Raw genomic sequence first — 23,871 nt, forward strand, 5'->3', positions numbered from 1 at the left:
ATACTGCGGCCCTGATGGACTGCGGACAGGACGGTTGTTAGCCGAACACCAGGGTCGCCACCGTGAAGATGGCCAGCCCGGCGAGGGCACCCACCACCGTGCCGTTGATCCGGATGAACTGCAGGTCCTTGCCGACCTGCAGCTCGATCTTCTGGGATGTTTCCTCGGCATCCCAGCGGGCCACGGTGTCCGTGATGACCCCGGCGATGTCCGAGCGGTAGGTCTTCACCAGGTAGCCCGCCGCGTCGGCGATCCAGGCGTTCACCTTGCCGGCGAGCTCGGGATCGACCACCAGCCGGGTGCCAAAGTCATGCACGGCCGCCTTGAATTTGACGGTCAGTTCGCTGTGGGGGTCATCGACGGCGGTCAGCAGGGCCGTCTTGATGGTGTCCCAGGTGCGGGAGGCGAGTTCGCGGACCTCGGGGTCACCAAGGACCTGTGCCTTGATGCCCTCGGCACGGGCGATCATGACAGGGTCATGCTGCAGGTCCTGCGCGAGATCCTTGAGGTACTTGTCGATCGACTGGCGGACCTGGTGATGCGGATCGGACTGCACCGCGCGCGTGAACTTGAGGATCTCCACGTACACCTTGTCACCCACGAGCCCGTCCACGAACGACGGCACCCACGTGGGGGAACGGTCCGAGACCAGTCTGTTGACCGTCTCCTGGTTGTCCCGGACCCAGTCCACGGTGCGGTCCACCAGCAGGTCCACCAGTGCGTGGTGATGGCCGTCGGCGAAGATCCGCTCGGCGAGCCGGCCAACGGGCGGCCCCCACGGCGGCGTGAGCAGGTGCTTGCGGACCATGGACTCGATCACGGCCTGGACGTCGTCGTCGTTCAGGACCTTGAACGCGCCGCGGATGACCGCGGCACCCTCCTTGGCGACCCGGTCCGGGCCACCTGGGCTGGACAGCCAGGTGCCGGCCTTGCGCGCGATGTCCGCGGACGCCAGCTTCTCCTTGACCACCTGTTCGGAGAGGAAATTAGTCTCCACGAATTCGCCCAGCGAGGCGCCGATCTGGTCCTTGCGGCGGGGGATGATTGCCGTGTGCGGAATTTTGATTCCCATGGGGTACTTGAACAGGGCCGTGACGGCGAACCAGTCGGCGAGGGCACCCACCATGCCACCCTCGGCGGCGGCGCGGACGTATTCGAGCTCCGGGTACTGCTTCTGCAGGGCGAACGCGACGACGAAGATCACGGCCATGACGATCAGGAGCGCGAGGGCCAGAAGCTTCATCCGGCGCAGCGCCGCGGCCTTCTCGGCGTCGCTGGATGCAACGGAACGCCGCCCGGCGGGACCGTCCGGCTGAACGCCGCCCAGACGTCCCGCGGCACCGGTCAGGGAAGTTGGCTCAGTATTCACCTGCATGAGCCCAGCCTAGCCCCGCCAGGGTGTGGCCTGTCCGCTAACGTTGCACCATGACGACTGACGAGTCCGCCGCCCGTCCTCTGGTCTATGCCCACCGTGGCTCCAGCGGAGCCTTCGCGGAGCACACCCGGGCCGCCTACCTGCAGGCAATCGCGGACGGCGCGGACGGCGTGGAATGCGATGTCCACCTGACCCGTGACCAGCACGTGGTGCTCCTGCACGACGCCACCCTGGACCGCACGTCGGACGGCACCGGGCAGGTCGCGGACCGGACCCTGGACGAGCTCCGGCCGCTGGATTTCTCCTCCTGGAAGGGAGCCCGGATCCCGGACGCCTACGGTGCCAGGTCCGAGCAGTTCCTGACCCTCCCGGAACTGCTCGACATCCTGCGCGCGGCGGGCCGCGGCATCGGCCTGGCGATTGAGCTCAAACACCCGAGCCCGTACCAGCTCGGACTCGAGGACCGGGTCCTCGAAGTCCTCCGGGCCGAGGGCTGGGATCCGACGACGTCCATGCTGGAGAACATCAGCGTTTCCTTCATGAGCTTTAGCCCGGACTCCGTAAGGCACCTCCTGAAGTCCGTGCCGGCCGGGGCCGTCTGCCAGCTCGTGGACGACGTGATCGTGGCGGACATCCGGGAGGAACTGGGGCTCGGCGCCCTGACCGGAGGGGCGCTGGCCAACGTGATGAAGGCCGCCCAGGCCGAGGGTGAACGGATCCTGGACGCGGCTGCGGCAGGCATCGCCGGCCCGGGCATCGGATACGTCCGTGCGCACGCCGGGACCATCCAGCGCTGGCTCGGCTCCGGGCTCCGGTTCCGGGTATGGACCGTCGACGACGAGGACGACGTCGAAAAATGCCGGGAACTCGGGATCCACGAGATCACCACCAACTGGCCGGCCCAGGTCCTGTCCCAGCTCATGGCGAACAGCCGGCCCCTCCGGTAGCAACCCGGTGCGGCCCTCATGCGGCCGGAGTGGGGATCCCGCGCGCAGGTCCCTTGCGGATTACGGACGGCGTGGCCGCTGTGGTTGAGTGGTTGCATGCCATTTCGCTGGTCCGGCCGGGACCTCCAGACACTGTCCGCGGCAGCGATGAGTGCGCTGCTGCTCACCAGCGCCGCCAAGCACTTCCGCGAGCCCGAATTCTTCCACCAGGTGGTCCCCGACGTCCTGTGCCGGGACGACTCCGGCGAGCAGCCCAACGGCCCGCTGGCCGTCCTGTCCCGCGAGGAATGGGTGGCGGTGAGCGGGCTGCTGGAAGCTGCCGCCGCCGTCGGGCTCCTGGTCCCGGCCACACGCAGGGCCGCCGCCGGATGCGTCACGGCAATGTTTGCCGCGTTCCTCTCCGGCCATGTTGATGCCCTGCTCAGCGCCTACGGGCCGGAGGGCACACCGCGCCGGCGACGCGTGCATACCGTGCGGCTCCCGCTCCAGGCACCCCTCATCGCGTGGGCCTGGACCCTGACGAGGCGGACCCGGCGGTCGTGAAAATCCTGCAGTCACCGGCGGTGCGGATCGGATTGTCGATCAGCATTGCCACCGGTCTCTATGGCGTCTCCTTCGGCGCACTGTCCGTCACCTCGGGCCTTGATTTCTGGCAGACCATGGCCCTGAGCCTGCTGCTCTTCAGCGGCGGCTCGCAGTTCGCCTTCATCGGCGTGGTGGCCGGAGGCGGATCCGGCGTCGCCGCGATGGGCGCCGCGACGCTGCTGGGCATGCGCAACGGAATCTACGGCATGCAGATCAACGCTCTGCTGCAGCCGCGCGGGTGGCGCAGGTTTGCCGCGGCCCAGCTGACCATCGACGAGTCGACCGCCACCAGCACCGGGCAGGCTGACCCGGACGAGCAGAAGCGCGGCTTCTGGACCGCCGGCATCGGCGTCTTCGTCCTCTGGAACCTGTTCACGGCCCTCGGTGCGCTGGCCGGCGGGGCACTCGGGGATCCAAAACAGTGGGGACTCGACGGCGCCGCCGTGGCGGCCTTCCTTGGCTTGCTCTGGCCGCGCCTGAAAGGCCGGGAGCCTGTGGCCATCGCCGTTGTCTGCGCGCTGGCCACCGTACTGGCCGTGCCGTTCGTGCCGGCGGGAGTGCCGATCCTCGTCGCCGCCGTGGTTGCCGCCGGCATCGGCTGGTTCAGCCACGGCCGCAGCGACGAGGGCCTGGAGCCGGACGTCGATCCCTACGCGGAGGAACACGCACACCACCACGACGCAGCCGGCGACCATCACGGGCACCGTGGCGACTACCCCGGACACAGTGCTGGAGGCGGCGCATGAACCTCTGGATGTGGCTGTTGCTCTCCTGCCTGCTCGCCTACGCCTGGAAGCTGCTCGGGTACCTGGTGCCGGCCAGCCTGCTCCGCAACCCGCGGATGTCCAGGATCGCCGGGACCATGACGATTGGGCTGCTGGCATCCCTGACGGTGGTCAATGCCGTCGCCTCGGGCCAGTCACTCGTGCTGGACGCGCGGCTGGGCGCATTGGCGGCGGCGGGCATCGCCTTGTGGCTCCGGGCACCGTTCCTGGTGGTGGTGATCGCCGGCGCGGCAGCGGCCGCCGGGCTTCGGCTGCTGGGCTGGAACTGAGCGGTTTCGGCGGCCCATACCTGCGCGGCTGCGGATCAGGCAGGTGCGCGGGCATGGTCTTTAGCCCCTACTTGCCGCCGGGAACGCGTGGGAGTATTCGACCATGAGCGAACACGACGGCGGGCAGGACGCTTCCGACCGGGATGCTGCTGCCGAGCCGACTGCCGCCGCCGGTCAGGAGGCTGCGGCCGATCAGGAGGCAGCAGAGCCGCGCAAGGATCAGCGCGCCAAGCAGCACGAGCCGTTTGATTCTGGAGGGACTGAGTCCAGCAGGGAAATGCGTGAAGTGTCCCGCCGCCGTCGGGACGCCGAAGAGAAGCTGCAGCAGCACCTTCAGGAAGCCAAGGAAAAGCCGGCCGAGGACTAGGGCCGACCGAAACGTACCGCTAACCGAGAACGGCGTCGAACGCGGTGCCCGGCAGCGGAGCCTGCGGCGGCAATGCCCGGTCCGGCCGCTCCGTCCGGATGGCGTCCTCGACCAGCGCCACGGGGCGCCGCCACGCATCGGAGCCCGGCTCCATCGTGTCCACGGCGCCGATCAGCATTGCCAGCAGGCGGATCATGTCCGTCATGGAAATATCGCTGCGCAGGGTTCCCTGGCCTTGCCCACGGCCCAGCAGCACGGCGATGGATTCAATCAGGCCCCCGGTGATCCCGGCCAGCAGACCGCGCCGGCCCGCGACGGCTCCCAGGAGGTTGGCCTCCTCACTGGCGACACGCATGGTGGCGTCGATGACCCGGAAGAGTCCGGCAGCGGCGTCGGGGTCGGCCAGGGCCTCATCGATGGCCGGATCCACCTGGAGCCGAAGCTGGCGGTTCAGGGCCGCGAGCACCAGTTCTTCCTTGTCGGCGAAATTCCGGAAGAGAGTGGCAGGACCCACCCCGGCGGTGACGGCTATGGTCTGAAGCGGCACGTCGGAGCCGTGCTCGCGGAAGCACTGCCGGGCCGCGGCGATAATTTTGTCTACGTTGCGCGCGGCGTCTGCGCGGAGCGGCCTGCGGTCTACTGCCCGGTTCATTTGCCTAGGTTAGCAACGCACGGGGTGCTCGAACCGGTTACCGGCGGGTAGTGATTAATGTGACGGTTTCGGAGGCAAATCCGGGCGCCGCCGCAGTGGAATCGGCGTGAAAGACTGATGCGGGACAGCCTGGAATTTTGGCCCGCTGTCCGGACTGAGTGAAGGGAACCACTACATGCTGGTCGCATTCTCCGTAGCACCCTCCGGTGACCCCGCCAACGGGCAGGCACCCGGTGACGCGTCGGTCCACGACGCCGTCGCCGCCGCGGTGCGGATTGTCCGGGAGTCCGGTCTGCCGAACCGGACGAGTTCGATGTTCACCGAGATCGAGGGGGAATGGGACGAGGTTATGGACGTCGTCAAGCGGGCCACCGACGCGGTGGGCGCCTACGGTTCCCGCGTCTCGCTGGTGCTCAAGGCGGATATCCGGCCCGGTTACAGCGGCGAAATGACCGGCAAGGTAGAGCGGCTTGAAAGCGCCATCGGCGGGCAGGACGCCGGCGGGTCGGGGCCGCACGTTCCAACCCGGCCGGGAACCTAGGGGCGGGCCCCGCCCAAACCCGCGGCGGAAACCCCGGCCGGAGGCTATCGCCGGGCCCGGGCGGCTGGAACACTGGGGACATGATCGAGCATAAGTCCACCCCTGGCTGGGTCGCCGTCGAGAACTTCCTCTCCGACGTCGTGGTCCGCCCGGACCCTGCGCTCCAGCGCGCCGTGACCACCGCCCTTGAAGCGGGCATGCCGCCCATCGAAGTGGCCCCCAACGCCGGCAAGCTCCTGAAATTGCTGGTCCAGCTCTCCGGCGCCCGCCGCGTGCTGGAGATCGGCACGCTGGCCGGCTTCAGCACGATCTGGATGGCCCAGGGACTGCCCGACGACGGCCGGCTGGTCACCTGCGAATACCTCCCCGCACACGCCCGCGTAGCGCGCGCCAACGTCGATGCCGCCGGGCTGGGCCACAAGGTGGACATCCGGGTCGGTGCCGCGGTGGACACCTTGCGCGAGCTCGAAAGCGAGGCCGGGCCGCCCTTCGATTTCGTGTTCATCGACGCCGACAAGGAAAACAATCCCCACTACCTGGAGTGGGCCATCCGGCTTGGCCGGCCCGGGACCACCATCGTGGTGGACAACGTCGTGTGGGAAGGGGCCGTGCTGGACGCGTCTATGGACCCGGTGAACGCCCCCGGAATCATCAGCGCACTCCAGATAATCGGCGACGACCCGCGCCTGGACGGCACAGTGATGCAGACCGTGGGCTCGAAAGGCTGGGACGGCTTCGCCCTCGCCACCGTCCGCTAGGCGCATGAAACCGTCCGCTAGGCACACGGAACCGTCCGCTTCGCGTATGAAACTGTCCGATAGCGCGCACCGGGTTGTCCGCTAAGGCCCTCGCCATTGTCCGCCCGGACGCACGCCCGCCCCGGCCGCCCACGGCTTGGGCGCCCAACCCCAAAGCCTGGGCAATGTGCTGCCGCCTGCCGCCTCGGGTTTCATTGACGCTGGAACCCCGCCGCTCCACACTGAAGGCATGAATGCGGCGGAGAATGAGCCCAGCATTAATCAGGTTGTCGACCGCCTGGCGGCCCGGTTCCCGCACGTTCCGCGGCCACACATCGCCGGGGTTGTCGGCGAGGAATTCGACGCCCTGAACACAGGCCGGATCAAGACATTCATACCCACGCTGGCCGAGCGCGGCGCCCGCGTGCGGCTCCAAAGTGAGTTCGGGATCAGAGCCGCCGGCGACTAAACAGCCGCGAGTTCGCCGGAGGCCTGCGGGGTCGCCGGAACGTTGCGGCGACCCCGCACCTCTCCGGCGATTTCGGCGTCGGGGGCCGGTCGTCAGGGGAGCAGGATCGGCGGCAGAGGCTAGTCCGGATCCATGTGCAGCACGGCCGCCCCCGTGATCCGGTCCTCCGCCAGGTCCCGCAGGGCCTGGTCCGCGGCCGAGAACGGGTACGCCACGGTGGTGGGGCGGAGCGGGATCTCGGCAGCGATCCGGAAGAATTCCTCGCCGTCGGCCCTGGTATTGGCCGTCACGCTGCGCAACTGGCGCTCCTGGAAGAGCTCGTCGGAGTAGTGCAGCGGCGGGATGTCGCTCAGATGGATGCCCGCGACGGCGAGTGTCCCGCCGCGGTCAAGGGCGCGGAGTGCGACCGGTACCAGCCCGCCCGCGGGAGCAAAGAGGATCGCGGAATCCAGGGGATCCGGCGGCTGCTCCTCGGCCCCGCCGGCGAACGTCGCGCCCAAGATGAGGGCCAGCTTGCGCGCCTCCTCGGACCGGGTCATGACGTACACGCGGGCACCGCGGTACAGGGCGATCTGGGCGGCCAGATGCGCGGAGGCACCGAAACCATAGATGCCCAGCCGGCCGCCGATCGGCAGCTCCGCCCGGCTCAGCGCACGGTAGCCGATGATGCCTGCGCACAGGAGCGGCGCGGCCTCCTCGTCGCTAAACGCGTCCGGGATCCGGTAGGCGAAGTCCTCGGCCACCGTGAGGAGCTCGGCGTACCCGCCGTCGCGGTCCCAGCCGGTGAACGTGGGGGACAGGCAGAGGTTCTCCTGTCCGCGCAGACAAAACCGGCAGGCGCCGCACGTGCCGCCCAGCCAGGCCACCCCCACCCGTTCGCCGAGGCCGAACCTGGCCGCCCCCGGGCCATTCCCGATCACCTCGCCCACGACCTCGTGGCCCGGGATGATCCCCGGATGCCGCGGTGTGAGGTCGCCCTCGGCCAGGTGCAAGTCCGTCCGGCACACACCGCAGACCCGCACTTTCAGCAGGACCTCGCGGTGTCCCGGCACGGGATCCGGGCAGTCGCCGGCCACGAGGGGGCCGCTGGGCATGGGCCCCGGTAGTCCAACCTGCCAGGCTCGCACCGCGGCCTCCTTCTCTGCAACCCGTGCAGTTTCGAATCGGTTCGAGCGCGGCGGCTAGCGAGTCACCAGCACGTTGCAGCCAGCCTTGTGCAGGACGCCGGAGACCGTGTTGCCGGGGCCGGCCAGTGGGCTGTGGGACCCCAGCACCAGGACGTCGGAGCCGGCGGCGGCGGCGAGCAGCTCCCGGGCGGCGTTATGGCCCTCGCGCAGGATCCCGGAAACCTCCAGCCCGGAGGCCAGTCCGCGGGCCTCGTCGACGGCGTGGTCCAGCAGCTCCTGGCCACGGAGCGTGCCGTGGCGGCCGTGCTCCTCCCGGGCACCGCCCCGCTGCGTAGCCACGTGGACCAGCTGCAGCGGTGCGCCGAGGACCACAGCGAGCCGGACAGCCTCGGCCACGGTGGCCGGGCTGCGGGGCGACGCATCAACTCCCACCACGATGGGGTGTCCGGGGTTGCGCGGCCGCCGGATCACCATCACGGGGCAGGGCGCCGAGCCGGCCAAGTCAAGGCAGACCGAGCCGGCCACCTGGTCCAGGACAGTGCCAAGTCCCCGGCTGCCGACCACCAGCAGTGCTGCGCCCCGGGCGGCGTCGCGCAGCACCGGTGCCGGGAGCCCGGCCTCCATGACGCCGTCGACGACGGGGCCCGCGGGTTGCGGCTCCCCAGCGGGAACAGCACGTTCGACGCCGGGCGGCGCGGCGCCGGCCGCGGCAGGGGGCACTGCAGGGGGCATGGTGCCAGGGGGCGCTGTGCCCGGGGACGTTGCGCCGCCGGGTGCTGTTCCAGGGATTGCGGGGGGTGGTGCTTGTTCGGAAATCGCGCTGGTCACTGTGTCGGGCCGTGCGACTCCGCCTGCTGGTCGGGGGTGCGCGACTCCCGCCTCGAGAACGGCGGCGCGGGCCAGTTCGACGCCCTCGGCCAGGATGGCTTCCGCGGAGTGACGCAACCCGCTGCCGGCCACGCCCTTGACGGGGCCCAGGTTCTTGGTGAAGACCGGCCACACCCACGCGTGGACCACCAGAAGGTCAAGCCCGGCCGCGGCCGCGTAGCCGGCGGCCCAACGAACGGCGAGCTGGGCGGCCTCGGACCCGCTGTAGCCGACGGTCACGATGCCGCCCTGCTTCCGTGCGGGTGCAGACATTTTTCCTCCCGGCTCGGCGGACGCACCCGTTGGCCCAGCACCACGTGCAGGCCCAGTAGAACCCTGCTCCCCGGGAATGGCTAGGGGCTTTGGTCCTAGGATTGTCCGCGTCCGGCGGCCGGGAGAGGCAGGGGGACTTTCCGGTCGCGGAGCGGGGACCGGGAAACGGTCGCGGGGGCCGGCCTGCCGGTGAACTAGGGTTGAAACATGCACAATGCGGGGGATATCTGATGGCCAAGCGGGGCAGGGGGCGGGGCGCCGGAACCGCCGAGCCTGGAGTGGTGGAAGTGCCCAAGGGATCCCGCCCGGCCGGTCCCGTGGCGGGCGTGTATTACATCGACACCGGGGACTGCGAGCTCATCCCGGACCAGGACAATTCCACCGGCTGGCTCCTGCGCATCAACGGCGTCATGAGCTCTCACATTGACCTCGCGGACCCGTTGTTCCTGGACTTCGAGTACATGCGCTGGATGGCCGCCCTTGTGGAGTCGCGCTGGCCCCGCGATTCAAAGCCGAAGCTGCGTGCCCTGCACCTCGGCGGGGGAGCATGCTCACTGGCCCGTTATTTCCACGCCGCCTATCCGGACGCCCGCCAGGTTGTGGTGGAACTGGACGGCAAGCTTGCCGACTACGTCCGGGGCTGGTTTGACCTGCCCAAGGCCCCGCTGCTGCGCCTGCGCGTGGGAGAGGCCCGGGAAGTCACCGAGAGCCTGACTCCGCAGACCCGGGACCTGATCATCCGCGACGTCTTCGCCGGCTCGCTGACCCCGCGTCCGCTCACCACCCGGGAATTCGCCGAGCACGCCAAAAGCGTCCTGGCGCCGGGCGGGATCTATGTGGTGAACTCCGGCGACGCCCCGGACCTCAGGAATGCCCGCGAAGACGCCGCCACCATCGCGGACGCCTTTGCCCACACCGTGATCATCGCCGATCCTGCCATGCTCAAGGGCAGGCGCTACGGCAACATGGTCATGGCCGGCAGCGACCACCCATTCGACGACGACCCTGCCCTCGCGCGCCGCCTGCTCGGTGGTGCGGTGCCTGCCCATATCTGGAATGACGGTAAGGTGCGGGCGTTCGCGGCCGGCGCGGTCGTCCGCCACGACCCGAAGGGCACAGTCCCGGCTGAGCCGCCCGCTGAATCGGCTGCTCCGTAACTGCCCTTTTGCGGCCCCATAAGGGCGCCTACGGAGCAATCGATGGGGGTGCTCCCCGTCCCAGCAGGGCATCGCGGTGCGCCGCGGTCTGCTCCCGCAGCGCCTGGACGAGGGCCGCCACTGCCGGCCGGCGCATCGAATCGGGCCGCAGCACCATCCAATAGGGGAGCATCTCCGCGAATTCCTCGGGCAGGAGCCGGACGAGGTCCGGATGCAGGTCGGCGGCGAAGCAGGGCAGGAACCCGATCCCGGCCCGGGCGCGGGTGGCCTCCACATGGACAAAGACGTTGGTGGAGCTCAGCCCGTCCCGCATGGCCGGCACCAGCCGCCGCGGGGCGTCCAGATCGTCTACCTGCAGCATCGAGTCGACAAAATACACGAGGGAATGTTCCGTCAGTTCCTTCACCGTGGCCGGGGTGCCGTACTCGGCCAGGTAGCCGCGGGAGGCGTACATGCCCAACATGTACTCGCCCAGCTGCGCGGCCTCCGCCCGGTGCACCTGCGGCTCACCGACCACCACCTCGATGTCCAGGCCGGAACGCTGCTGGAGTGCCCGGCGCGTCACGGTGATGATCTCGACGCTGAGGCCCGGATGGTCGCGGCGGAGCCGGGCCACGGCGGGGGCGGCAATATAGGCGCTGAAGCCGTCCGTTGCGGTCATCCGGACGACGCCGGTGATGGGGTCCGGGGTGTGCCCGGGCTGCTGCAGGGTGCGCACGGCAGCCTCCACCTGCTCGGCCACCCGCACGGCCTCGGTGCCGAGCTCGGTGAGCTCCCAGCCGCCGGACGCGCGGGAGAGCACCCGGCCGCCGAGAGCCTTCTCCAGAGCCGCGATCCGCCGCGAGACGGTGGTGTGGTTCAGTCCGAGAGTCTGGGCCGCCGTCGTAAATTTCGCCGAACGGGACACGGCGAGCAGGACCAGCAGGTCATCAGGATTGGCGTTCATATCTGCAATTCTGCACATACCGGGTGCCGGTTTGGCCATTGAATCGCCGCGAATGTGCAGCAATACTCAATGGAGCCATTTCAGTGCTGTGCGTCACAGCGCGTGTCACCGTGGACACTAAGGAGAATCAGATGAGCGTAAACGAACGCTCTGCAACATCCCCCGCCGCACCCGCATCCAAGGGTTCCGGGCTCAAGAAAATCGTCGCAGCATCGATGGTGGGAACCGTCGTCGAGTGGTACGAATTCTTCCTCTATGCCACCGCCGCCACCCTGGTGTTCGGCAAGTACTTCTTCCCGGCCACCGGCAACGAACTGGACGGCATCATCCAGGCATTCCTGACCTACGCCGTCGGGTTCGTCGCCCGCCCGCTGGGCGGCATCGTCTTCGGGCAGATTGGCGACAAACTGGGCCGCAAGCCCACCCTGCAGCTGACCATCATCATCATCGGTGTCTCCACCTTCCTGATAGGCTGCCTCCCGGGCTTCGCCACCATTGGCTACCTGGCGCCGGCACTCCTGGTCTTCCTGCGCTTCATCCAGGGCTTCGCCCTCGGCGGCGAGTGGGGCGGGGCTGTTCTGCTGGTCGCCGAGCACAGCCCCAACAAGTCCCGTGGCTTCTGGTCCAGCTGGCCCCAGGCCGCCGTGCCTGTAGGCAACCTGCTGGCCACCCTGGTCCTGTTCATCATGTCCAACGTGCTTAGCTCTGCCGACTTCCTCAGCTGGGGCTGGCGTGTGGCGTTCTGGCTCTCCGCCGTGATCGTGTTCGTCGGCTACTACATCCGCACCCACGTCTCCGAAGCGCCCATCTTCCTTGAGGCCAAAGCCCAGATGGAAGAAGAGCAGTCCGCCAGCTACGGCGTCCGCGAAGTCATCCGCAAGTACCCCAAGGGCATCCTGCAGGCCATGGGCCTCCGGTTCGCGGAAAACATCATGTACTACCTCGTGGTCAGCTTCGCGATCGTCTACCTGAAGAGTGTGCACAAATACGACACCTCCTCGCTCCTGCTCGCCCTGCTGATCGCCCACGTCATCCACTTCCTGGTCATCCCGCAGGTGGGGCGGCTCGTGGACAGCTGGGGCCGGAAGCCGGTCTACCTCGTCGGTGCCATCGCCGGCGCCACGTGGCCGTTCTTCGCCTTCCCGATGTTCGATACCCGCAACCCGGTGATCATCGTCCTGGCCGTCACGATCGGCCTCTGCCTGCACGCCTTCATGTATGCCGGCCAGCCGGCCCTCATGTCGGAGCTCTTCCCGACCCGGATGCGCTACGCCGGCGTCTCGCTTGGCTCGCAGGTCACCTCGATCTTCGCCGGTTCTCTGGCGCCGCTACTGGCCACCCAGTGGCTCAAGGACACAGGCTCCTGGCTGCCGACCGCGATCTACCTGGTGATCGCCTGCGCCATCACCACCGTGGCGGTGCTGAGCCTGAAGGAAACCAAGGGCATTGCACTGGAGGACGTGGACCGGGCCGACGCCGAACGCGAAGGCCTGCCCGTAGCGGCCACGCGCTGAGCTGCTTGAGTTGCTGAGCTGCCTGAAGTAACGGGTCGCTTGAGTTTTGGGCTGCTTGAGTTTTGGGCCGGCTCCAGCCACGCTGGAGCCGGCCGCTTCATCGGATTTTTGATATGGAAGGCTGAGTTATGGAACAGACGCTGAACGGACGCAAGGCCCTGGTCACCGGCGGAGCCGGCGGGATCGGCGCGGCCAGCGTCCGCGCCCTGGCCGCGCGCGGGGCCAAGGTGGTGATCGCGGATGTGGACGAGTCCGCCGCCGCCGCGCTCGCCGACGAGGTCGGCGCCACGTCCTGGGCGGTTAACTTGCTGGACGTCGAGTCCCTCCAGACGCTCAGCCTGGACTGCGACATCCTGGTCAACAACGCCGGCATCCAGCGCATCAGCCCCATCGAGGAGTTCGATCCGGCCGACTTCCGCCGCATCATCACCCTCATGCTCGAGGCGCCGTTCCTGCTGATCCGGGCCGCGCTGCCGCACATGTACGCCAACAACTTCGGCCGCATCATCAACCTGTCCTCCGTGCACGGGCTCCGGGCCTCGCCGTTCAAGGGCGCCTACGTCTCGGCCAAGCATGGGCTGGAGGGCCTGAGCAAGGTGACGGCACTCGAAGGCGGGGCGCACGGCGTCACGTCCAACTGCATCAACCCCGGCTACGTCCGGACCCCACTGGTGGAGGCGCAGATCGCCGACCAGGCCAAGGTGCACGGCATTCCGGAGTCCGAGGTGCTGGCCAAGATCATGCTGACCGAATCAGCGGTGAAGCGGCTCGTGGAGCCCGAGGAAGTCGCGTCCCTGGTGACGTGGCTGGCCTCGGACGACGCCGGCATGGTCACCGGCGCCAGCTACACAATGGACGGCGGCTGGTCCGCGCGGTAACCGCTGCCGCCGGCTACCGGCCCGGTTGGAACTCCGCGGAGTTGCCCACCAGCGCGAGGGTGCCGCCCAGCCCGATCATCATCACGCCGCCGGTGGTGCTGAGCGCGGCGATCCGGCGCGGGGAGCGGGCAAACCAGTGCCGGGCCGTTCCCGCGGCGAGGGACCACGTACTGTCCGACACCAGGGCAATCAGCAGGAAAACCACGCCCAGGGTTCCGAGCTGCAGGGGAATCGCGCCGGCGGAATAGTCCACAAACTGCGGAAGCACGGCCACGAAGAACACAATCGACTTGGGGTTGGTCGCGCCCACAATGAAACCCTCGCGCAGCACCCGGGCGGTCGAGGACGGACCGGCGGCGGACGCCCTGGCCGGACCGCCGCCACGGTGCCGGATCGCCTGAATCCCGAGGTAGACAAGGTAGGCGGCGCCGGCGAATTTCACCACGCTGAACAGCAGCAGCGACTGGGCCAGCACCACGCCGACGCCCAGGGCCACCGCGGCGATCTGCACCAGCTCGCCCGCCGCATTCCCCGCAACGCTCAACAGGCCGCCCCTGCGCCCCAGGGCCAGGGTCCGTCCGATCACGAACAGCACGCTGGGCCCCGGGATGGCGATCAGCACGAGGGCGGCAAGGGCAAAGGCCAGGAGGTTGGTGACGGGAACCATGCCTGATCCTAACCCCGCGGGAGCGCACGCGGGAGGCGGGCGGCCCTACTGCTGCCGGGCGGTCCCGCTACCGCCGGCGGTCTGCCCTGCTACTGCCCGGCGCGGACCTGCGGAAGCTGGGCCGTTTCGTCGGCGAGTTCAGCCCGCACACGGCCGTGGCCGCGGACCCAGAGCCGGTAGGCAACCACCAGGATGCCCAGCCATACGGCGCCCACATACAGCGCCACCCGCGTGTCCTCGAAGGCACCCAGAATCACGATCACCAGGGCCATGAACGCGATGGTCAGCACCGAAGCGGCCGGCCACCACGGTGAGGGGAACTCCGATGCCGGGAGGCCCTTGCGGGCGATCTCGCGTTTCATGGCGACATGGGAGGCCAGGATCATGGCCCAGACCCACACGGTAGCGAAGGTCGCGATCGAGGCGATGAGCAGGAAGACGTCCTCCGGGATCACCGCATTCAGGACCACGCCGACCAGCAGGATGCCCGTCATCATCACCACAGTCATCCACGGCACCCCGTGGCGGGAGACCTTGCCGAAGCTCGCCGGGGCGTGGCCCTGCCGGGCCAGGCCGAAGAGGATCCGGCCGGCGCCGAAGATGTCGCTGTTGACGGCCGAGAGGGCCGCCGTGATCACCACGGCGTTGAGGATGTGGGGCGCGGCCGGAATGCCCAGGCCGCTGAAGATCTGCACGAAGGGGCTGCCGTTGCTGCCAATTTCGTCCCACGGGAACAGGCTCATCAGCACGCCAAGGGTCAAAACGTAGAACAGCAGGACCCGCACGGGCACGGTGTTGACGGCCTTGGGGATGACCTTTTTGGGATCGGCGGCTTCACCGGCAGTGATGCCGAGGGTTTCCACGCCGCCAAAAGCGAACATGACTACCGCGAAGGAGGCGAGGAGCCCTTCGAACCCGTTAGGGAACAGACCCCCGTGCTCCACGAGGTTGCCCAGCCCGGGCGCCACCGTGGCGCCGCCGGTCTGGAAGCCGAAGACGATGATCGCCGCGCCTCCCGCGATCATGGCGATGATGGCCGCCACTTTGATGATGGAGAACCAGAATTCGAGTTCGCCGAAGACCTTGACGCTGAGCAGGTTCAGGGCCGCCAGGAAGAAGATGATGGCCAGGATCCAGACCCAGCGCTCCACGCCGGGGAACCAGAATCCCATATAGATGCTGAAGGCTGTGACATCCGCGATGGCCACGATTGCCATCTCGAAGACATAGGTCCAGCCGGTCACGAACCCTGCCAGCGGGCCCAGGTAGCGGCTCGCGTACTGGCCGAAGGACCCGGACACCGGATGCCGCACCGCCATTTCACCCAGGGCGCGCATCACCATGAAGACTGCGGCGCCGCCGATCATGTAGGCAAGCAGGACGGCGGGCCCGGCCTTCTGGATGGCGGAGGCGGAGCCGTAGAACAGTCCCGTGCCGATCGCCGAGCCCAGTGCCATGAAGCGGATGTGGCGGACGTTCAGTCCCCGGCTGAGTACGGAATCGACGGCGGCGCCGACGGCGGTGGCGGCGCCCTCGTTGCCGTTGCCTGCTGCGTCAGGCGCCGTCTTCGTAGCGGTTTGGGCTTGTTGCATGCGAATACCTTCTCGTCATTGGGAGGGGGATCGCTATCCAGCAGACCATGTCAGGCCCTGCTGTGATGAGACTCACGGGCACTTCGTGTCTTTGATTTCAGACTGTTCGGCCGCCGCGGCGCGCGGGGCGCCGGCCGCCGTCGTCGTCGGTCCCAACCGGGAGCGGGCCGAAAACTCTTGACACCGCCGGAGGTTTTCTTTACTGCTTGAAGCCGCTGCCCTATGACGTCTTCCAGTACCCGACTTCGAAGGAGAAGCACCATGAAAGCGATCGTTCAGGATGTCTACGGTTCCGTTGAGGTGCTGGAACTGCGCGACGTCGAGGCTCCCGGGCCCGGCGATGACGACGTGCTGATCCGGGTCCGGGCCGCCGGCGTCGACCAGGGCGTCTGGCACCTCATGACCGGCCTCCCGTACCTGACCCGCGTGGTCGGCTACGGGCTGAGAAAGCCGAAGACCCGCATCCGGGGCCGGGCGGTGGCGGGCCGGGTGGAGGCTGTCGGCCGGAACGTCGTCGGTTTTCGGGCGGGGGACGAGGTGTACGGCACCTGCGAGGGATCGTTTGCCGAGTACGTGTGCGCGAAGGAAGGCCGGCTCGCGCTGAAGCCGAAGAACCTCAGCTTCGAGCAGGCCGCCGCCGTCCCGATCTCCGCAGTCACAGCTCTCCAGGCGCTGCGGGACTCCGGCCGGGTCCAGGCCGGGCAGGAGGTCCTCGTCGTCGGCGCGGCAGGCGGCGTCGGCGCGTACGCGGTGCAGCTCGCCAAGGCGTTCGGGGCACAGGTGACCGGGGTGTGCAGCACCGCCAAAGCCGATCTGGTCCGGTCGATCGGCGCGGACCACGTGATCGACTACAAGCATGACGACTTCGCGGACGGGGCCAGGCAGTTCGACCTGATTGTCGACACGGCCGGCAACCGCCCGCTCGGCGTCCTCCGGCGGGCGCTCAAGCCGAAGGGAACGCTCGCGATCGTCGGCGGGGAAGGCGGAGGGCGGCTGACGGGCGGTATTGGACGCTCGCTTGGCGCGGCGGGCCTGTCCCTGTTTGTCGGCCAGCGGCTGCTGGGCGTCATGTCCACGGAGCGCGCTGAGGACCTCCGGTTCCTGACCGGGCTCATCGAGGCGGGCGCCGTGACCCCGGTCATCGGCAAGTGCTACGCCCTGGCGGACGCGCCCGCGGCGATCCGGGACCTGCGCGAGGGCAAGTTGCGGGGGAAGGCCGTCGTCACGGTGTGAGGGGCGTTGTGTGGCTGCAACACCTAGGCGGTCTCCGGCCGGAACCGGGCGACGTACTGCCGCTGCCACGGAGTCTCCACGGTCCGGCGCCGGTACTGGCGACGCACGTAGGACACCGCCTGGCCGGGAGGGACACCGTCCAGGATGGCGATGCAGGCCAGTGCGGTGCCGGTCCTGCCGATGCCCCGCCAGCAGGCCACCTCAACCCGCTCCGCCTCGGCCCGGAGCCAGGCCTCCCGGAGCGCGTCGAGGGCGTCCGGATGGTCGGCCGGCAGGCGAAGGTCGGGCCAGAGCACCCATCGGGACTCCCATCCCACGGGCGGCGGCCTCTTGCCCAGCAGGTACACGCCGAACTCGGGCGACGGTCCCGCCGGAAGGGGGTCATGCAGGCCGCGGCCGCGAATGAGCCGGCCGGATGGAAGACTCATGACGCCGTCCGCGGAAGCCTCCCACGTCTGCTTCATGCTCCAGATCGTAGTCTTTCCCGCCGCCGGTTGCCCGTGGGCCGGACCCGCCGTCGTACGCTGGCCGGCAGTCAGCGGTATCCGGTGGCATCTGGGGCGAGTCCCGCTTCCTGGACTTCCACGAGGTATCGCCAGCAGTCCGGCCGCGAGCCGTCGACGTCGGTGAAGCCGTACTCGCGTGCCAGGGCCCCGGAGGAATAGGAGCCGCCCGTGCGGCTGTGCACGTTGGGGTCCGCCGCCAGGGCCGCGACCGCACGCCCCGCGAACAGCGGGCTTTCCGAGATCGCCGCAAAGTGCGGCTGCGTGTCCGCGGCATCCCGCCAGTTCGCCTCCGAAACGCCAAAGTGTTCGAGCATCATTTCGGAGCGCATCCAGCCGGGCGTCAGTGCCAGCGCCGTGCACCGGGAGGACTTCAGCTCCTCGGCCTGGCTGAAGGCCAGGCGGAGCACCGCGGACTTGACGAGGTCGTAAAACACGGAAACCCGGTAATGCTGCGCGTTGTACTCGCGCGTGCCGTCGGTCATCTCCACCACAAGGCCGCCGGGCCTGCGGGCAACAAGCGGAAGCGCGAAATGGCTCGTGATCAGGTGGGTGTCGAGGCCACGGTGGAGCATTTCCAGCCCGGCGTTCAGATCGTGGGCCCAGAGCGGAGTGTTCCATTCAATGAGGTCCTCTCCGCCCCAGATGTCGTTCACCAGGATGTCCAGCCGGCCCTGCTCGGCATCGATCCGCCGCACGAGGGCTTCCACCTCGGCCGCCTCGCGGTGATCGACCGCGACGGCGATGCCCCTTCCGCCGGCGGCGCTGACGAGCTCGGCCGTCTCCTCGATCGTCTCGGGCCGGTTGTAGTCTGAACGGTGGCTGGAGGTCGTCCGGCCTGTGCAGTACACCACCGCTCCCGCTTCGCCGAGGGCGACGGCGGTGCCGCGGCCCGCGCCGCGCGTGGCCCCGGCGACGAGCGCCACCCTGCCCGATAACGCTGAATCCATGAACGCACCCTCCCTCCGGGACTATCCCTGGGAACCGTCCGGCGACGAAGCGATGGGCCGCGGGCTGTGTTGGCGCCGGCTCCCTGGCTCATCCGATCACCGTGTGTCGGGCCGCGCCAGAGGCAGAAGGCCCGCGCCCTGGCATTTTGGCATGTCCGGAATCCCAGACAGCTGGTCCTGCGCGAGGCTGTCAGCGGAGCGCCGCAGGGCGCATGCTTAAGTACGGGATACCGGACACCGCCGAACCCTGAAGAGGATCCATGCCAGCCACCAGCACCGCCGAGAGCCCCGCCGCAGCGACACAGCCCGCGGCGCGACCCGTCTTGCAGCCCGCAGTTCAGCCCGCAGCCGAGCCCACAATGTCGGGTGCGCCTGTTCAGTCCGCAGTTCAGCCCGCAGAGTCGGGTGCGCCTGAGGTGCCGGCTGCGCAGTCCGCCGCGTCCGCCGTCGTAACGCCGGCGCCCAAAACCATCCACAGGACCGCGGGCGCCAAGGTGGCGTCGAAGGTGCCGGCCGCCGAGAACACCCTGCGCATCCTCAAGTTGCTGGCCTCCAAGCGTGGCCCGATGGCGGCGTCGAACATTGCTACCGCACTGGGCCTGCCGCGCTCCAGCGTCTACCACCTGCTCGGCGTGATGGAGGCGAACGGCTTTGTCCTGCACCTGCACGAGGAGCAGCGCTACGGCCTGGGCATCAGCGCCTTCGAACTCAGCTCGGCCTATTCCCGGCAGGAGCCGCTGTCCCGCCTGGGCCGGCCAATGCTCGCCTCGCTCGTTGATGTGATTGGCGAAAGCGCCCACCTGGCCGTGCTGCACGGCCGCGACGTGCTCTACATCGTGGAGGAGCGGGCCAAGAACCGGCCGTCGCTGGTGACCGACGTCGGCGTCCGGCTGCCCAGCCACCTCACCGCGAGCGGCCGGGCGATTCTTGCCGCGCTGCCGAAGTCCCAGGTGCGGGCGCTGTACCCGAACGCAGCCGCTTTCACGGCCCGGCACGAGACCGAGTCGCCCATTATGAAGTACTCCGCCCTGTCCTCCCACCTGGACCAGGTCCGGCAGCGCGGCTACGCCACTGAGCACGGCGAGGTGACGCCCGGGTTCGGCTCGATCGCCGCCGCCGTGACCGACCACGTGGGGTGGCCCACGGCCGCCGTCGCCGTGACCTTCCTCGAGGAGAAGCTGCCCGCGGACCAGTGGCCGGTCCTGGCCGCCCGGGTCCGGAAGGTCGCCGACGAGCTCTCCATCCGGATCCACGGCCGCCCCGCCTGACCCACCCCCGCCCCGCACCCACCCCCGCCCCGGTTGCGCTACCACTTAGGGCTGCCATTTGCCCGTTTTGGCAACCGGAAGTGATAGCGCAACGAGGGGGAGGGGAGGGTCTGGAATCCCGGACAGCACCCCCGCGATCGGCCTGTTTCCAAGGCCGTGAAGGGGCTTTAGTTGATACAGAACCTCATTCCTCCCGACTAGCCGGCACAGACGCCGGCCAACGCAGACACCATCCAGCAACATATCCAGCCACAAAGGAGAACCTCATGGCACCCGCCGATTTCACCACCGGTGCCCGCCCGGTCAAAGCAGCCCGCGGCACCGAGCTCACCGCCAAGAGCTGGCAGACGGAAGCCCCGCTGCGCATGCTTATGAACAACCTCGACCCCGAGGTCGCCGAGCGCCCCGATGACCTGGTGGTCTACGGCGGCACCGGCCGCGCCGTCCGGTCCTGGGCCGCGTTCGACGCCATCACCCGCACCCTGGAGACCATGGAAAAGGACGAGACCCTGCTGGTCCAGTCCGGCAAGCCCGTGGGCGTCTTCCGCACCAACGAATGGGCCCCGCGGGTGCTGCTGGCCAACTCCAACCTCGTCGGCGACTGGGCGAACTGGCCCGAGTTCCGCCGGCTCGAGGCCGAGGGCCTGATGATGTACGGCCAGATGACCGCCGGGTCCTGGATCTACATCGGCACCCAGGGCATCCTGCAGGGCACCTTCGAGACCTTCGCCGCGATCGCCCGCAAGCTCACCGGGGACGAGAACGGCACTCTCGCCGGCACCCTGACCCTCACCGGCGGCTGCGGCGGCATGGGCGGCGCCCAGCCGCTCGCCGTCACCCTGAACGACGGCGCCTGCCTGATCGTCGACGTCGACGAGACCCGCCTGCGCCGCCGCGCCGGCAAGCGCTACCTCGACGAGGTCGAAACCGACCTCGACGCCGCGATCGCCAAGGTCCTGGCAGCCAAGGAAGAGCGCCGCGGCTGGTCCGTGGGTTACGTCGGCAACGCCGCCGAGGTCTTCCCGGAGATCCTGCGCCGCCACAACGCCGGCGAACTCACGGTCGACATCGTCACGGACCAGACCTCCGCGCACGACCCCCTGTCCTACCTGCCCGAGGGCATCACGGTCGAGGAATGGCACCGCGAGGCCGCCGCGGACCCGGAAGGCTTCACCAAGAAGGCCCAGGCCTCGATGGCCAAGCATGTCCAGGCCATGGTCGAGTTCCAGGACGCCGGCGCCGAGGTCTTCGACTACGGCAACTCCATCCGTGACGAGGCCCGCAAGGGCGGCTACGACCGCGCCTTCGAATTCCCCGGCTTCGTCCCGGCCTACATCCGCCCGCTGTTCTGCGAGGGCCTCGGCCCGTTCCGCTGGGTTGCACTCTCCGGCGACCCCGAGGACATCGCCGTCACGGACGCGGCCATCAAGGAACTCTTCCCGGACAACAAGCACCTGCACCGCTGGATCGACGCCGCCGGTGAGCGCGTGGAGTTCGAGGGCCTGCCGGCCCGCATCTGCTGGCTGGGCTACGGCGAACGCGCCAAGGCCGGCCTGCTGTTCAACCAGCTCGTCAAGGAGGGCAAGGTCAAGGCGCCCATCGTGATCGGCCGCGACCACCTCGACTCCGGCTCCGTCGCTTCCCCGTACCGCGAGACCGAGGCCATGGCCGACGGCTCCGACGCCATCGCCGACTGGCCGCTGCTCAACGCCCTGCTCAACACCGCCTCCGGCGCCACCTGGGTCTCCCTGCACCACGGCGGCGGCGTCGGGATCGGCCGCTCCATCCACGCCGGCCAGGTCTCCGTCGCCGACGGCACCGACCTCGCCGCGGAAAAGCTCGCGCGCCTCCTCACCAACGACCCCGGCATGGGCGTCATCCGCCACGCCGACGCCGGCTACGACCGCGCGCTCGAGGTCGCCCAGGAACGCGGCGTCCGCATCCCCATGCAGGAAAACCACTAACGAGCCCCAACCCACATCGATTGCTCCGTAACCGCCGTTTTGAGCCACCAAAAGGGCACCTACGGAGCAATCGATGAGGGGACCGGCTCATCCACCAGATTTAGGAACACCCAATGACACTCACCACCCACTCACCGCTCACCGTCACCCTCGGCTCCAGCGGGGTGACCCCCGAAGACGTCGTCGCCGTCGCCCGGCACGACGCCCACGTGACCATCGCCCAGGACGCCCTCGACGCCGTCGCCAAGGTCCGCGCCCACATCGACGACCTCGCCCACAGCGAGGTCCCTGCCTACGGCATCTCCACCGGATTCGGGGCCCTGGCCAACCGGCACATCCCGAACGAGCTGCGCACCCAGCTCCAGAAGTCCCTCATCCGCAGCCACGCCGCCGGCATGGGCCCGGCCGTGGAACGCGAAGTGGTCCGCGGCATCATGTTCCTGCGCGCCAAGACCCTCGCCTCCGGCCGCACCGGCGTCCGCCCCGTGGTGCTGCAGACCATGGTGGATGTCCTCAACGCCGGCATCACCCCGGTGGTCCGCGAATTCGGCTCGCTCGGCTGCTCCGGCGACCTCGCGCCGCTCTCGCACTGCGCCCTGGTCCTCATGGGCGAAGGCGAAGCGACCGGCCCGGACGGCGAGCTCTACGGCGGCAAGGGCGGACGTCCCGTCGCCGAACTCCTTGCCGCGCACGGGATCGAACCCGTCACGCTCGCCGAGAAGGAGGGCCTGGCCCTCGTCAACGGCACCGAGGGCATGCTGGGCATGCTCCTGATGGCCATCGCGGACATCCGCCAGCTGCTCACGACGGCGGACATCACCGCCGCGCTCAGCGTCGAGGCGCTGCTCGGCACGGACCAGGTGTTCCTGCCCGAGCTGCACGCAGCCCTCCGCCCGCACCCGGGCCAGGCCGCCTCCGCGGACAACATGCTCCGGGTCCTGTCCAACTCCCCGATCGTGGCCTCGCACCGGATCAACGACACCAAGGTCCAGGACGCCTACTCGCTGCGCTGCGCACCCCAGGTGGCCGGCGCCGTCCGCGACACCGTTGACCACGCCGCCCTGGTCGCCTCCCGCGAGCTGGCCGCAGCGATCGACAACCCGGTGGTCCTGCCGGACGGCCGGGTCAGCTCCAACGGCAACTTCCACGGCGCCCCGGTGGCCTACGTGCTGGACTTCCTCGCGATCGCCGTCGCGGACCTCAGCTCCATCGCCGAGCGCCGGACCGACCGGATGCTGGACCCGGCCCGATCGCACGGGCTGCCCGCGTTCCTGGCCTCGGACCCCGGCGTCGACTCCGGCCTCATGATCGCCCAGTACACCCAGGCCGGGCTGGTCTCGGACAACAAGCGGCTGGCCGTCCCGGCGTCGGTGGACTCGATCCCGAGCTCGGCTATGCAGGAGGACCACGTCTCCATGGGCTGGCACGCGGCACGCAAGCTCCGCCGCGCGGTGGAGAACCTGCGGCGCGTCCTGGCGGTCGAACTCGTGACCTCGGCCCGGGCCCTGGACATCCGCACCCAGCTCTCCGACGGCGAACTGACGCCGGGTCCCGCGGGTGCGGCCGTGATCGCGGCACTGCGCGACGTCGTCGACGGTCCGGGCACCGACAGGTTCCTGTCGCCGGAGCTTGAAGCGGCGGACGCCCTGGTGGCGTCGGGCCAGGTCCGTGCGGCGGCCGAATCCGCCGTCGGAAATCTCGCCTGAGAAGAAACAAAGTGCACGGAAGCTGAACAATTCCCGGTGTCCCCGAAATCTTGCGCGACACGGCAGGCGGGGGCCCGGGAACTGTAGTACAAATGGAAACGTCCACACCAACGAAGTTGTGGCAAAGAACACATACAAAGGGGTAAAAGTTCTATGAAAGCACGCGGCACGGTTCTGTCCAGGCGCCTTGCATCCGCAGCGACGGTTTCCGATTGGAGCGGCCTCCGGGTCGGCGAACGGGTCGAAATCGTCAAACACGCTCAGGTCATTGCGGCCGGCGAGGTCGAAGAAGTCTCAGTGAGCGGAAATGTGCTCTGGCTGGTCCCCTCGGGGCCGTCCGAGACGCAGCTTTTCCTGCAGTCGGACGGCGTGCAGGTGCGCCGGGCGTAGCTTCGGCACTTCAGCAGGAAACCGGGGTTCGTTCGCCGTTCCGCACCATTGCTGGTGCGGCCAGGCGATCGGGTCCCGGTTTTGTCTGTCCCGGTTTTGTCGGTGCCGG

Annotated in this window: 25 protein-coding genes; 16 read left to right on the top strand and 9 right to left on the bottom strand. The window is 68.9% G+C overall.

Features of this window, described 5'->3' with window-relative positions:
* Positions 1–37: 37 nt before the first annotated feature.
* Positions 38–1,375, bottom strand: coding sequence for a DUF445 domain-containing protein (locus tag ACFVTM_RS02460; RefSeq protein WP_390201770.1), 1,338 nt, complete (start codon positions 1,373–1,375; stop codon positions 38–40).
* A 50-nt stretch (positions 1,376–1,425) separates the two neighbouring features.
* Between ACFVTM_RS02460 and ACFVTM_RS02465 the strand changes: the two genes are divergently transcribed.
* The 5 genes from ACFVTM_RS02465 (at position 1,426) to ACFVTM_RS02485 (ending at position 4,328) form a co-directional block, all read left to right on the top strand.
* A complete protein-coding gene (locus ACFVTM_RS02465) occupies positions 1,426–2,322 on the top strand; it encodes a glycerophosphodiester phosphodiesterase (protein WP_390201772.1) in 897 nt (298 codons plus the stop codon).
* A gap of 96 nt (positions 2,323–2,418) precedes the next feature.
* Complete coding sequence (locus tag ACFVTM_RS02470; RefSeq protein WP_390201774.1) at positions 2,419–2,865, top strand: hypothetical protein; 447 nt, start codon at positions 2,419–2,421, stop codon at positions 2,863–2,865.
* Positions 2,862–3,653, top strand: coding sequence for an AzlC family ABC transporter permease (locus ACFVTM_RS02475; RefSeq protein ID WP_390201775.1), 792 nt, complete (start codon positions 2,862–2,864; stop codon positions 3,651–3,653). The genes ACFVTM_RS02470 and ACFVTM_RS02475 overlap by 4 nt, the downstream gene beginning before the upstream one ends.
* Positions 3,650–3,961 (top strand): AzlD domain-containing protein, encoded by a 312-nt coding sequence (locus ACFVTM_RS02480; RefSeq protein ID WP_390201777.1) that lies wholly within the window; start codon positions 3,650–3,652, stop codon positions 3,959–3,961. Before ACFVTM_RS02475 ends, ACFVTM_RS02480 begins: the two co-directional genes overlap by 4 nt.
* A gap of 103 nt (positions 3,962–4,064) precedes the next feature.
* On the top strand, positions 4,065–4,328 hold the full coding sequence (locus ACFVTM_RS02485; protein WP_390201779.1) for a hypothetical protein: 264 nt from the start codon (positions 4,065–4,067) through the stop codon (positions 4,326–4,328).
* Positions 4,329–4,347: 19 nt separating this feature from the next.
* On the opposite strand, the gene ACFVTM_RS02490 is transcribed toward ACFVTM_RS02485, so the two are convergent.
* Positions 4,348–4,980, bottom strand: coding sequence for a TetR/AcrR family transcriptional regulator (locus ACFVTM_RS02490; RefSeq protein ID WP_390201781.1), 633 nt, complete (start codon positions 4,978–4,980; stop codon positions 4,348–4,350).
* Positions 4,981–5,155: 175 nt separating this feature from the next.
* Here ACFVTM_RS02490 and ACFVTM_RS02495 point away from each other — a divergent pair, with 175 nt between their 5' ends.
* The 3 genes from ACFVTM_RS02495 (at position 5,156) to ACFVTM_RS02505 (ending at position 6,727) form a co-directional block, all read left to right on the top strand.
* Positions 5,156–5,521: an MTH1187 family thiamine-binding protein gene (locus ACFVTM_RS02495; protein WP_390201782.1), complete on the top strand. Its 366-nt coding sequence runs from the start codon at positions 5,156–5,158 to the stop codon at positions 5,519–5,521.
* Between the two features lie 80 nt (positions 5,522–5,601).
* Positions 5,602–6,279 carry an O-methyltransferase gene (locus ACFVTM_RS02500; RefSeq protein ID WP_390201783.1) on the top strand — a complete coding sequence of 226 codons (678 nt, stop codon included), beginning with the start codon at positions 5,602–5,604 and terminating at the stop codon, positions 6,277–6,279.
* A 229-nt stretch (positions 6,280–6,508) separates the two neighbouring features.
* A complete protein-coding gene (locus ACFVTM_RS02505; RefSeq protein WP_390201784.1) occupies positions 6,509–6,727 on the top strand; it encodes a three-helix bundle dimerization domain-containing protein in 219 nt (72 codons plus the stop codon).
* A 119-nt stretch (positions 6,728–6,846) separates the two neighbouring features.
* Here the strand turns inward: ACFVTM_RS02505 and ACFVTM_RS02510 are convergent, their stop codons facing one another.
* Both ACFVTM_RS02510 and ACFVTM_RS02515 read right to left on the bottom strand, forming a co-directional pair.
* Positions 6,847–7,854 carry a zinc-dependent alcohol dehydrogenase family protein gene (locus ACFVTM_RS02510; RefSeq protein WP_390201786.1) on the bottom strand — a complete coding sequence of 336 codons (1,008 nt, stop codon included), beginning with the start codon at positions 7,852–7,854 and terminating at the stop codon, positions 6,847–6,849.
* A gap of 54 nt (positions 7,855–7,908) precedes the next feature.
* Positions 7,909–8,994 carry a universal stress protein gene (locus ACFVTM_RS02515; RefSeq protein WP_390201788.1) on the bottom strand — a complete coding sequence of 362 codons (1,086 nt, stop codon included), beginning with the start codon at positions 8,992–8,994 and terminating at the stop codon, positions 7,909–7,911.
* A gap of 230 nt (positions 8,995–9,224) precedes the next feature.
* Here ACFVTM_RS02515 and ACFVTM_RS02520 point away from each other — a divergent pair, with 230 nt between their 5' ends.
* Positions 9,225–10,151 carry a spermidine synthase gene (locus tag ACFVTM_RS02520; protein WP_390201789.1) on the top strand — a complete coding sequence of 309 codons (927 nt, stop codon included), beginning with the start codon at positions 9,225–9,227 and terminating at the stop codon, positions 10,149–10,151.
* Positions 10,152–10,179: 28 nt separating this feature from the next.
* Here the strand turns inward: ACFVTM_RS02520 and ACFVTM_RS02525 are convergent, their stop codons facing one another.
* Positions 10,180–11,097, bottom strand: a complete 918-nt coding sequence (locus ACFVTM_RS02525) for a LysR family transcriptional regulator (protein WP_390201790.1) — start codon at positions 11,095–11,097, stop codon at positions 10,180–10,182.
* A gap of 131 nt (positions 11,098–11,228) precedes the next feature.
* On the opposite strand from ACFVTM_RS02525, the gene ACFVTM_RS02530 reads away from it, so the two are divergent.
* Positions 11,229–12,611, top strand: coding sequence for an MFS transporter (locus ACFVTM_RS02530; protein ID WP_390201791.1), 1,383 nt, complete (start codon positions 11,229–11,231; stop codon positions 12,609–12,611).
* Between the two features lie 128 nt (positions 12,612–12,739).
* On the top strand, positions 12,740–13,489 hold the full coding sequence (locus ACFVTM_RS02535) for a 3-hydroxybutyrate dehydrogenase (protein ID WP_390201792.1): 750 nt from the start codon (positions 12,740–12,742) through the stop codon (positions 13,487–13,489).
* A 13-nt stretch (positions 13,490–13,502) separates the two neighbouring features.
* On the opposite strand, the gene ACFVTM_RS02540 is transcribed toward ACFVTM_RS02535, so the two are convergent.
* Together ACFVTM_RS02540 and ACFVTM_RS02545 are read right to left on the bottom strand one after the other, a co-directional pair.
* Entirely contained in the window at positions 13,503–14,156 is a 654-nt protein-coding gene (locus ACFVTM_RS02540; protein WP_390201793.1) for a LysE family translocator, read from the bottom strand.
* 89 nt (positions 14,157–14,245) lie between these two features.
* Positions 14,246–15,748 (bottom strand): amino acid permease, encoded by a 1,503-nt coding sequence (locus ACFVTM_RS02545; protein WP_390201794.1) that lies wholly within the window; start codon positions 15,746–15,748, stop codon positions 14,246–14,248.
* Positions 15,749–16,009: 261 nt separating this feature from the next.
* Here ACFVTM_RS02545 and ACFVTM_RS02550 point away from each other — a divergent pair, with 261 nt between their 5' ends.
* Positions 16,010–16,981 (top strand): NAD(P)-dependent alcohol dehydrogenase, encoded by a 972-nt coding sequence (locus tag ACFVTM_RS02550; RefSeq protein WP_390201795.1) that lies wholly within the window; start codon positions 16,010–16,012, stop codon positions 16,979–16,981.
* A 23-nt stretch (positions 16,982–17,004) separates the two neighbouring features.
* Here ACFVTM_RS02550 and ACFVTM_RS02555 read toward each other — a convergent pair whose 3' ends face one another.
* Positions 17,005–17,445, bottom strand: a complete 441-nt coding sequence (locus tag ACFVTM_RS02555; protein ID WP_390201797.1) for a protein-tyrosine phosphatase family protein — start codon at positions 17,443–17,445, stop codon at positions 17,005–17,007.
* A gap of 71 nt (positions 17,446–17,516) precedes the next feature.
* On the bottom strand, positions 17,517–18,434 hold the full coding sequence (locus ACFVTM_RS02560) for an SDR family oxidoreductase (RefSeq protein WP_390201798.1): 918 nt from the start codon (positions 18,432–18,434) through the stop codon (positions 17,517–17,519).
* Between the two features lie 416 nt (positions 18,435–18,850).
* Here ACFVTM_RS02560 and ACFVTM_RS02565 point away from each other — a divergent pair, with 416 nt between their 5' ends.
* The 4 genes from ACFVTM_RS02565 (at position 18,851) to ACFVTM_RS02580 (ending at position 23,762) form a co-directional block, all read left to right on the top strand.
* The gene (locus tag ACFVTM_RS02565) at positions 18,851–19,702 is read left to right on the top strand and encodes an IclR family transcriptional regulator (RefSeq protein ID WP_390201800.1); all 852 of its coding nucleotides are present in this window, start codon (positions 18,851–18,853) and stop codon (positions 19,700–19,702) included.
* A gap of 266 nt (positions 19,703–19,968) precedes the next feature.
* The gene (locus tag ACFVTM_RS02570; protein ID WP_390201801.1) at positions 19,969–21,666 is read left to right on the top strand and encodes a urocanate hydratase; all 1,698 of its coding nucleotides are present in this window, start codon (positions 19,969–19,971) and stop codon (positions 21,664–21,666) included.
* 113 nt (positions 21,667–21,779) lie between these two features.
* Entirely contained in the window at positions 21,780–23,372 is a 1,593-nt protein-coding gene (hutH, locus tag ACFVTM_RS02575; protein WP_390201802.1) for a histidine ammonia-lyase, read from the top strand.
* 153 nt (positions 23,373–23,525) lie between these two features.
* Entirely contained in the window at positions 23,526–23,762 is a 237-nt protein-coding gene (locus tag ACFVTM_RS02580) for a hypothetical protein (RefSeq protein ID WP_390201804.1), read from the top strand.
* The last annotated feature ends 109 nt before the right edge of the window (positions 23,763–23,871 follow it).

The sequence above is a fragment of the Arthrobacter sp. NPDC058130 genome (assembly GCF_042884475.1).
In the GTDB taxonomy this organism is placed as follows: domain Bacteria; phylum Actinomycetota; class Actinomycetes; order Actinomycetales; family Micrococcaceae; genus Arthrobacter.

Coding starts and splice junctions, on each gene's coding strand:
- ACFVTM_RS02580 (WP_390201804.1), top strand. CDS start 23,526: ATGAAAGCACGCGGCACGGTTCTGTCCAGGCGCCTTGCATCCGCAGCG.
- ACFVTM_RS02490 (WP_390201781.1), bottom strand. CDS start 4,980: ATGAACCGGGCAGTAGACCGCAGGCCGCTCCGCGCAGACGCCGCGCGC.
- ACFVTM_RS02465 (WP_390201772.1), top strand. CDS start 1,426: ATGACGACTGACGAGTCCGCCGCCCGTCCTCTGGTCTATGCCCACCGT.
- ACFVTM_RS02560 (WP_390201798.1), bottom strand. CDS start 18,434: ATGGATTCAGCGTTATCGGGCAGGGTGGCGCTCGTCGCCGGGGCCACG.
- ACFVTM_RS02515 (WP_390201788.1), bottom strand. CDS start 8,994: ATGTCTGCACCCGCACGGAAGCAGGGCGGCATCGTGACCGTCGGCTAC.
- ACFVTM_RS02480 (WP_390201777.1), top strand. CDS start 3,650: ATGAACCTCTGGATGTGGCTGTTGCTCTCCTGCCTGCTCGCCTACGCC.
- ACFVTM_RS02460 (WP_390201770.1), bottom strand. CDS start 1,375: ATGCAGGTGAATACTGAGCCAACTTCCCTGACCGGTGCCGCGGGACGT.
- ACFVTM_RS02520 (WP_390201789.1), top strand. CDS start 9,225: ATGGCCAAGCGGGGCAGGGGGCGGGGCGCCGGAACCGCCGAGCCTGGA.
- hutH (WP_390201802.1), top strand. CDS start 21,780: ATGACACTCACCACCCACTCACCGCTCACCGTCACCCTCGGCTCCAGC.
- ACFVTM_RS02550 (WP_390201795.1), top strand. CDS start 16,010: ATGAAAGCGATCGTTCAGGATGTCTACGGTTCCGTTGAGGTGCTGGAA.
- ACFVTM_RS02505 (WP_390201784.1), top strand. CDS start 6,509: ATGAATGCGGCGGAGAATGAGCCCAGCATTAATCAGGTTGTCGACCGC.
- ACFVTM_RS02495 (WP_390201782.1), top strand. CDS start 5,156: ATGCTGGTCGCATTCTCCGTAGCACCCTCCGGTGACCCCGCCAACGGG.
- ACFVTM_RS02570 (WP_390201801.1), top strand. CDS start 19,969: ATGGCACCCGCCGATTTCACCACCGGTGCCCGCCCGGTCAAAGCAGCC.
- ACFVTM_RS02470 (WP_390201774.1), top strand. CDS start 2,419: ATGCCATTTCGCTGGTCCGGCCGGGACCTCCAGACACTGTCCGCGGCA.
- ACFVTM_RS02535 (WP_390201792.1), top strand. CDS start 12,740: ATGGAACAGACGCTGAACGGACGCAAGGCCCTGGTCACCGGCGGAGCC.
- ACFVTM_RS02485 (WP_390201779.1), top strand. CDS start 4,065: ATGAGCGAACACGACGGCGGGCAGGACGCTTCCGACCGGGATGCTGCT.
- ACFVTM_RS02545 (WP_390201794.1), bottom strand. CDS start 15,748: ATGCAACAAGCCCAAACCGCTACGAAGACGGCGCCTGACGCAGCAGGC.
- ACFVTM_RS02530 (WP_390201791.1), top strand. CDS start 11,229: ATGAGCGTAAACGAACGCTCTGCAACATCCCCCGCCGCACCCGCATCC.
- ACFVTM_RS02555 (WP_390201797.1), bottom strand. CDS start 17,445: ATGAAGCAGACGTGGGAGGCTTCCGCGGACGGCGTCATGAGTCTTCCA.
- ACFVTM_RS02525 (WP_390201790.1), bottom strand. CDS start 11,097: ATGAACGCCAATCCTGATGACCTGCTGGTCCTGCTCGCCGTGTCCCGT.
- ACFVTM_RS02540 (WP_390201793.1), bottom strand. CDS start 14,156: ATGGTTCCCGTCACCAACCTCCTGGCCTTTGCCCTTGCCGCCCTCGTG.
- ACFVTM_RS02500 (WP_390201783.1), top strand. CDS start 5,602: ATGATCGAGCATAAGTCCACCCCTGGCTGGGTCGCCGTCGAGAACTTC.